Source organism: Actinosynnema sp. NPDC059797, assembly GCF_042732085.1.
Taxonomy (GTDB): Bacteria; Actinomycetota; Actinomycetes; order Mycobacteriales; family Pseudonocardiaceae; genus Actinosynnema.
Genome location: NZ_JBHWIE010000341.1, coordinates 1 through 7,615, shown reverse-complemented (window position 1 = coordinate 7,615; position 7,615 = coordinate 1). Strand labels below are relative to the sequence as shown.

Below are 7,615 nucleotides of genomic sequence, written 5' to 3'. Positions count from 1 at the left end.
CGGTAACCGCATCATCACCACGGGCAGCGTAACCCGCATTCGCGGCGATGTGGGCACGGCGCGGTCCCGGATTCGGACAACGGGTGCGCGTCCACCCGTCCGGTACGGCGGCGGTGTGCGCGGGACGGGGGCGCGACCTGCGGGGACGAGCGCGGGGCGGTCGACCGGCCGCGCCTCCGCCGGCCCGAGGACGCACAGCTCGACCGACACCGCTCCCCCTACCGTCACCGCTGCTGGAGCATAGGGGAAGTCCAGGTCACCGTGACAGCGCCGCGGTCGTCGGGGCGCTCCCCCACCCCGGCGACCGCGGTCGCGCCACACCCCGTGAACGGCCGGAGGGCCCCACCGGTGACCGGTGGGGCCCTCCGCGCGCCCGGCGCAGTGGCTAGTCCGGGTCGATCCAGGCCACCTGGATGCGCTGCTGCCCGTACTTGCGGGTGACCAGCGTGCCCCGGCCCGGGGGCTGCGGCGAGGGCTTGAGGTTGCCCACGATGTTGCCCTCCTCCTTGGAGCCCGAGCCGACCATGATCGGCGCCGCGATCTCCTTGAGCTTGCCCAGGATCGGGTCGAACAGGGCCCGCGACGCGCCACCCATGCGGCGCACCACCACGAGGTGCAGGCCGACGTCCTTGGCCTGCGGGATGAACTCGGCCAGCGGCTGGAGCGGGTTCATCCCGCCCTGCGGCGCGACCAGGTCGTAGTCGTCGACCACCACGAACAGCTCCGGCCCCTTCCACCAGGACCGGTTCTTCAGCTCCTCCTGCGTCACGTTCGGACCGGGCAGCCGGCCGACCATCGAGCCGCGGACGTCCTTGATCATGTCCGTCAGCTGGTTGCCCGACACCGCGTAGGACAGCAGGTGGTCGGTCTCGATGTAGCCGAGCATCGTGCGCCGGTAGTCCACCAGCAGGATCAGCGCCTCGCTGGAGGTGTAGCTGTTCATGATGCCGCGCACGATGGTGCGCAGCATGTTGGTCTTGCCCGACTCGCCGTCGGCCAGCGCCATGAAGTGCGGGTCGGCGTCGAAGTCCAGGTAGACCGGGGCCAGCTCGTCCTCGTTGACGCCCAGCGGCACCAGGTGGCCCCGGTTGGGGTTGACCTGGAGCACCTGGTTCATCAGCTCGGCGTGCGGCAGCACGTCGGGCAGCAGGCGGACCTGCGGCGCGCGCCTGCCGCGCCAGGAGCCGTTGACCTTGGCGATCATGTCCTGCACGCCCGCCGCCACGTTGATCGCGTCCGACGAGGCGTCGATGCGCGGCAGCGCGGTCAGGAAGTGCAGCTTCTGCGGCGACAGGCCGCGACCGGGCCGGCCGGCGGGCACGTTGACCGCGACCTTCCGGTCCACCTCGGACTCGCTCGGGTCGCCGAGCCGCAGCTCGAACCGCGTGCCCAGCAGGTCCTTCATCGCGGGCCGGATCTCCGCCCACCGGTTGGCCGCCACGACCACGTGCACGCCGAACGACAGGCCCTGCGCGGCGAGCGCCTGGACCGCCGGCTCCAGCGTCTCGAACTCCTGCCGGAAGTTCATCCAGCCGTCGACGACCAGGAACGCGTCGCCGAAGTCGTCGTCCCGGATCTCGCCGCGCCGCTTGCGGTTGCGGAACTCGACCATCGAGTCGATGCCCTGGGCGCGGAACCGCTGCTCGCGCTCGGAGATCAGGCCGGTCAGCTCGGCCACCATGCGGCGCGCCTTGTCCACGTCCAACCGGCTGGCGAACCCACCGACGTGCGGCAGCTTCTCCAGCGCGGCGAGCGTGCCGCCGCCGAGGTCGAGGCAGTAGAACTGCACCTCCTCGGGCGTGTGCGTCAGCGCCATGGACGTGACCAGGGAGCGCAGCATCATCGACTTGCCCGACTGCGGGCCGCCGACGATCGCGCCGTGGCCGGCGGCGCCGGAGAAGTCGGCCCACAGCAGGTCGCGGCGCTGCTCGAACGGCTTGTCGACCACGCCGAGCGGCACCTGGAGCTTGCCGTTGGCGAAGAAGCCGGGCGCGGTCAGGCCGCGGTCCTCGGTCGGCTGCAGCGGCGGCAGCAGGGTGTCCAGCGACGGCGGCTCGTTCAGCGGCGGCAGCCACACCTCGTGCGCCGGCGGGCCCTGGCCCACCAGCCGCTCGACGATGACCTCCAGCTCGCTGGGCTCGTTGGAGTCCTCTTCCTTCTTCTGCTGGACCACCGGCTCCAGGGGCCGGACCGGCTCCTTGGGGATCTCGATGTAGTCCGGCACGAAGTACCGGGGCCGCTTGTCGCTGGTCACCGGCGCGGACGGGCCGCCGACCTGGAGGCCGGCGGGCCGGTACGGCCCGGACACGTACAGCGCCTTGAACCGGGTCAGCGGCGCGCCCTGCACGCCCAGGTAGCCCGAGCCCGGGATGGGCGGCAGCTCGTAGGCGTCCGGCACGCCGATCGCGGCGCGCGACTCCGCGGCGGAGAACGTCTTCAGGCCGATCCGGTAGGACAGGAACGTGTCCAGGCCGCGCAGCTTGCCCTCCTCCAGGCGCTGCGAGGCCAGCAGCATGTGCATCTGGAGCGACCGGCCGACGCGGCCGATCTGGAGGAAGATGTCGATGAAGTCCGGCTTGGCCGTCAGCATCTCGGAGAACTCGTCGATGCAGATGAACAGCGCGGGCAGCGGGTCGAGGTCGGCGCCGTTCTCCCGGGCCTTCTCGTAGTCCCACACGTTCTTGTAGTTGCCCTTGGCCAGGACCTCCTGGCGGCGGGCCACCTCGCCGGCGATGGCGTCCTTCATGCGGTCGACCAGGGTCAGGTCGCCCGCCAGGTTGGTGATCGTCGCGGCGACGTGCGGCGCCTTGTCCAGGCCGAGGAACGTCGCGCCGCCCTTGAAGTCGACGAGGATCATGTTCAGCGTCGTCGACGAGTGCGTGGCCAGCATGCCGAGCACGAGCGTGCGCAGGAACTCGGACTTGCCGGAACCGGTCGCGCCGATGCACAGGCCGTGCGGGCCCATGCCCTCCATCGCCGCTTCCTTGATGTCCAGCTCCACCTGCTGGCCGAACTCGCCGATGCCGAACGGCACGCGGTAGCGGTCGCGCACCGGCCGGGGCCGCCACGCCGACTGCACGTCGAACGTCATCGGGTCGCCTGGGATGCCCAGGAACTCCAGCAGCGGCGGGTTGTTGTTCATGGACAGCGGGTCCTCGTCGAGGCCGCCCGAGTCCACGCCGCCGATCCGGTACGGCGACAGCCGCCGGGCCAGCGCCTCCGCCTCGACCACGCTCAGCCAGTCCGGCGCGCCGAACCACTCCACGCCGCTGGCGCTGCGCGCGCCGAGCTTGCCGTCCTCGATCACCAGCCGCAGGCCGCGGCGGGCGGTCAGGTTGCCCAGGGACTCGGACAGGTCGAGCAGCGTGACGCCGACCAGGCCCTCCTCCAGGACGATCTGCTCCTCGCGGGTCACGTCGCCGTCGTCGATGAGGATCACCACGTGCGGCTGGTCCGCGGGCGGCGGCGCGTTGCGGGTGAACCGCTGCCGGTCGCGCAGCTGCTCGTCCAGCATCTGCTCGACCTCGGTCAGGGAGCCCGCCATCATCCGCATCTGCCCGATGCCGTCGATGATCGTCGGGTGCTGCACGTGCGGCAGCCACTTCATCCACTCCCACTCGGCCTTGGTGCGCCCGGTGGTGACCACGGCGATGAGCAGGTCGTCCGGCGAGTGGAAGGTCGCCATCTGCGCGAGCAGGGCGCGGGCCAGGCCGCGCTTGGCCTCGGTCTCGCCGAGCAGGCCGACGGCGGCGAAGCCGCGCAGCGCGATCGAGATCGGCAGGTCGGGCACCAGCGAGTGGGCGCGCACGAACCGGCGCAGCGCCAGCGTCGCGATGGGCTCCAGCTCCTCGACCGGGCCGGTCTGCGGCGGCACCAGGCGGGTGGCCAGGCGCTGCGAGCCGCGGCCCGCGCGCAGGTGGCAGAAGTCGGGGTCGTTCTGCCGGCGCTCCCACATGCGCCGGGTGGTCGCCAGCGACCAGAGCACCTGCGGGTCGGGGTGCACCCACTCGCGCTCGGCGCGCTGCTCGTTGGCCGCCTCGCGGGCGCGGTCCCGCATCTGGCCGAGGTACCGCAGGTAGTCCTTGCGGTCCTCGTTCATCTCGGCCTTCTTCTGGCCGCGGCCGCCGCCCATGCCGCCGGCCATCATGCCGATGGTCGAGACCAGCATCATGCCCGGCATGATCATGGCCGCCGGGCTGCGATTGCTGTAGGTGAACATCAGGAGCATCATCCCGACGGACGACACGATCATGACGACGGGCAGCGCCTTCATCATGATGTTGCCGGGGATGACGCGGGGCACCTCGGGCGGCGGTTCGAGGTGGACCTCGCCGCCCGGCGGGCGGGGCGCGGCGAGGCGTGCCGTGCGCTTGAACTGCAGCGTGCTCACCTGACGGGCACCTCTTCAAACTCGTTCCAAGACCGCTTGGCGCGCGTGTGGGCGCGGCCGGTCGCACCCGACACTATGGCCCATCCGGGCACCTCCCGGCGGTGGGTCCGGGAAATAGGCGGTCAAGATGTGTTGCGCACGTGTTGTGCGGAACAGCACTGCCGAGCCGCCCCGTGCGGCCATACTTGGGTCCGCCGGAGGGACCGCCGTCCGGACCAATACAGTCGGGGCGACCCGCAGCACACACTCATCCAGGACTTTAGGGGGCGCTGGTGGCGACCGGTACGACGGTGTTCAGCCGGGTGACGGTGGTGGCGCCGCGGACGCGCATCGACGTCGCGCTGCCCGCCGACGTGGCCGTGGCCGACCTGTTGCCGATGCTGCTGGACATGGCCAAGGAGGCCACTCCGGACGGCGGCGTGCGGCACGGCGGCTGGGCCCTGGCCAAGCTCGGGGACGGCCCGCTCGACCCCAGCCGCACGCTGGCCTCGCTCGGCGTGGTCGACGGCGAGCTGCTCCAGCTGCGCAAGCGCAACGAGAACCCGCCGCCGCCGCTGTACGACGACGTGGTCGACGCGATCGCGGAGTCCGACCCGGACAGCTTCCGGCCGTGGACGAAGGACACCGCCCGCCGCTACGGCCACCTGGCCGGCGCGCTGGCGCTGATCACCGCCGCGATCGCGGTGCTGCTGTCCGGCCCGCTGGGCGGCGGCGGCAACCTGGCGCCCGCCATCAGCGCGGGCGTGGTGGCGATCGTGGCGCTGGCCGCGGGCGCGGTCATCTCCCGCTCGTACAACGCGACCGGCACCGGCGTGCTGATCGCCGCGGCGGGCGGCCTGCCCATGGCGTACGTGGCGGGCCTCTACACCGTGCCCGGCGAGGTCGGCCGGCCGAGCCTGCTGCTGGCCAGCGTGCTGGTGCTGATCTTCGCCTCGGCGGCGATCCTGCTGATCGGGCGCGGCATCACGGTGTTCATCGCCGCGGCCACCGCGGGCGCGCTCAGCGGCCTGGCGTTCCTGGTCGGGATCTTCGTCGACCACCCCGTGGTCGGCATCGCGGCGGCCACCTCGGCGGTCTCGCTGGCGGCGCTGTCCGCGCTGCCCCGGCTGACCATCCAGCTGGCCAAGCTGCCGCTGCCGACCGTCCCGGGCAGCGCCGAGGACCTCAAGGAGGACACCGGCTTTCCGGAGTACTCGGTCATCGAGCGGCGCACCGCCAACGCCCACGAGTACCTGACCGGCATGATCATCGGCTGCGGCGGCATCGCCGCGGTGTTCGGCGTGATCGCCGCCTCCGACGACAGCATCTGGGGCACGCTGCTGGCGATCGCGGTGACCCTGGTGCTGCTGCTGCGCGGCCGCTCCTACGCCAACGGCGCGCAGGCGGTGGCGCTGCTGGTCAGCGGCATGGTCGCGGGCGCGGGCGTGCTGGTCGGCTGGCTCGTGCAGTCCTCGCCCGGCGACCGGCTGCTGTACGTGTTCGGCGCGCTGGTGGTCGTGGGCGCGGCGGCGCTGGTGCTCGGCGTCATCTTCCCGAACCAGAAGTTCTCGCCGGTGCTGCGGCGCACGGTGGACGTCCTGGAGGCGATCCTGATCGCCTCCGTGCTGCCGCTGGCGCTGGCCGTGATGGACCTGTACGTCGCCATGCGCCAGCTCATCCCCGCGTGAGGCCCTGATGCGGACCCGCAAGCTCGCCGCCCTGCTCGCCGCGGCGGTCACCCTGGTGACCGCCGCCCCCGGCGCGCACGCCCAGCCGGCCACGAGCACGCCGCCGACCAGGCCGAACTCCCAGCCGCCGCCGGTGGACCCGTCGTTGCGCCCGCCGAACGTCCCGGCGAAGGAGGACGTCAACTACACCAAGGGCGTCGAGTGCATCCGGTCGGGCACGAACAACCGGCGCATCGAGAACCGGCCCTGGGGCCAGATGCAGCTGCGCCTGGAGGAGGCGCACCGCTTCGCCACCGGCCGGGACGTGAAGCTGGCGATCATCGACACCGGCGTCAACGCCGAGCACCCGCGGCTGAAGGGCCGGGTCACCGCCGGCGGCGACTACGTCGAGACGGACGAGAAGGGCGTCAAGGACTGCGACGGCCACGGCACCGGGGTGGCGGGCGTCGCCGCGGCCAGCCGGGACGACGCGACCGGCTTCGTCGGCGCCGCGCCCGAGGCGCAGGTCATCGCGATCCGGCAGACCAGCAAGCACTACAAGTACGAGGACCCGGCGAAGGTCGACAACCGGCCCACCGCGGGCAAGGTCGGCACGCTGGCGCAGGCCATCGTGGTCGCGGTCGAGCAGGGCGCGCAGGTCATCAACATCTCGCTGACCGCCTGCGCCGCGCCGCACGAGCCGAGCAGGCAGGAGCGCGAGCTCCAGGCCGCGATCGACTGGGCGGTCAACGACCGGGACGTGGTCGTGGTCACCGCGGCGGGCAACATCGACCCGGCCAACGGCTGCGAGGGGCAGAACGACTTCGAGGACGTGAACAACGTGCGGGTCGTCGCGTCGCCGCCCTGGTACGCGGACGACGTGCTGTCCGTGGCCTCGATCAACCAGACCGGCGACGTGTCGTCGTTCTCGGTGTGGGGCCCGTGGGTCAGCGTGGCCGCGCCCGGTGAGGGCATCGTCACCCTGGACCCGGCGGGCGAGGGCCTGACCGACGCGAACGTCGACCCGACCGGGAAGGTCACCGCGATCCAGGGCACCAGCTTCGCGGCGCCGTACGTGGCGGGCGTGGCGGCGCTGGTGCGCGAGCGGTACCCGGACCTGGACGCGCGGCAGGTGATGGACCGCATCAAGGCCACCGCGCAGCACCCGGGCAACCCGGACGGGCGGGACCGCAAGGTGGGCTACGGGATGATCAACCCGGTGGCCGCGCTGACCGCGGAGCTGCCCTCGGAGCGGCCGGGCGCGAAGCCCGTGGTGCCGGAGCAGGTGATGACCACCCTCGACCCGCTCAACCCGCCGGACCGGACGCCGATGATCGTGGCGCTGTCGGGCACGGGCGCGGGCGTGGGCCTGCTGCTGCTGACGCTGTTCATCGTGCACACGGTGAACCGGAACCGCGCCCGCAAGGCCGCCGTCCCGGTGAAGAGGTCGCTGGTCTGACGCCGGGAACGTCGGAGGGGCCGCCCGGTCGTCCGGGCGGCCCCTCTTCGCGTGGCCGTCAGTCCTCGCCGAGCACGGGCGGCGCGGACTTCTTGGGCTTGCCGAAGAGCTCCTAGGTGC

General features: G+C 72.3%; 3 protein-coding genes. 2 read left to right on the top strand and 1 reads right to left on the bottom strand.

Annotated elements, in window-relative coordinates; all coding sequences use genetic code 11:
- Window positions 1-385 precede the first annotated feature (385 nt).
- Window positions 386-4,390, bottom strand: coding sequence for a type VII secretion protein EccCa (eccCa, locus tag ACFV4N_RS36500; protein WP_499677234.1), 4,005 nt, complete (start codon window positions 4,388-4,390; stop codon window positions 386-388).
- A gap of 272 nt (window positions 4,391-4,662) precedes the next feature.
- Between eccCa and eccD the strand changes: the two genes are divergently transcribed.
- Entirely contained in the window at window positions 4,663-6,057 is a 1,395-nt protein-coding gene (gene eccD, locus ACFV4N_RS36495) for a type VII secretion integral membrane protein EccD (RefSeq protein ID WP_499677233.1), read from the top strand.
- A 7-nt stretch (window positions 6,058-6,064) separates the two neighbouring features.
- Window positions 6,065-7,495, top strand: coding sequence for a type VII secretion-associated serine protease mycosin (mycP, locus tag ACFV4N_RS36490; protein ID WP_499677232.1), 1,431 nt, complete (start codon window positions 6,065-6,067; stop codon window positions 7,493-7,495).
- Window positions 7,496-7,615 lie beyond the last annotated feature (120 nt).

Excerpts from the sequence above, each read along its gene's own strand:
- mycP (WP_499677232.1), top strand. The coding sequence starts at position 6,065 with ATGCGGACCCGCAAGCTCGCCGCCCTGCTCGCCGCGGCGGTCACCCTG.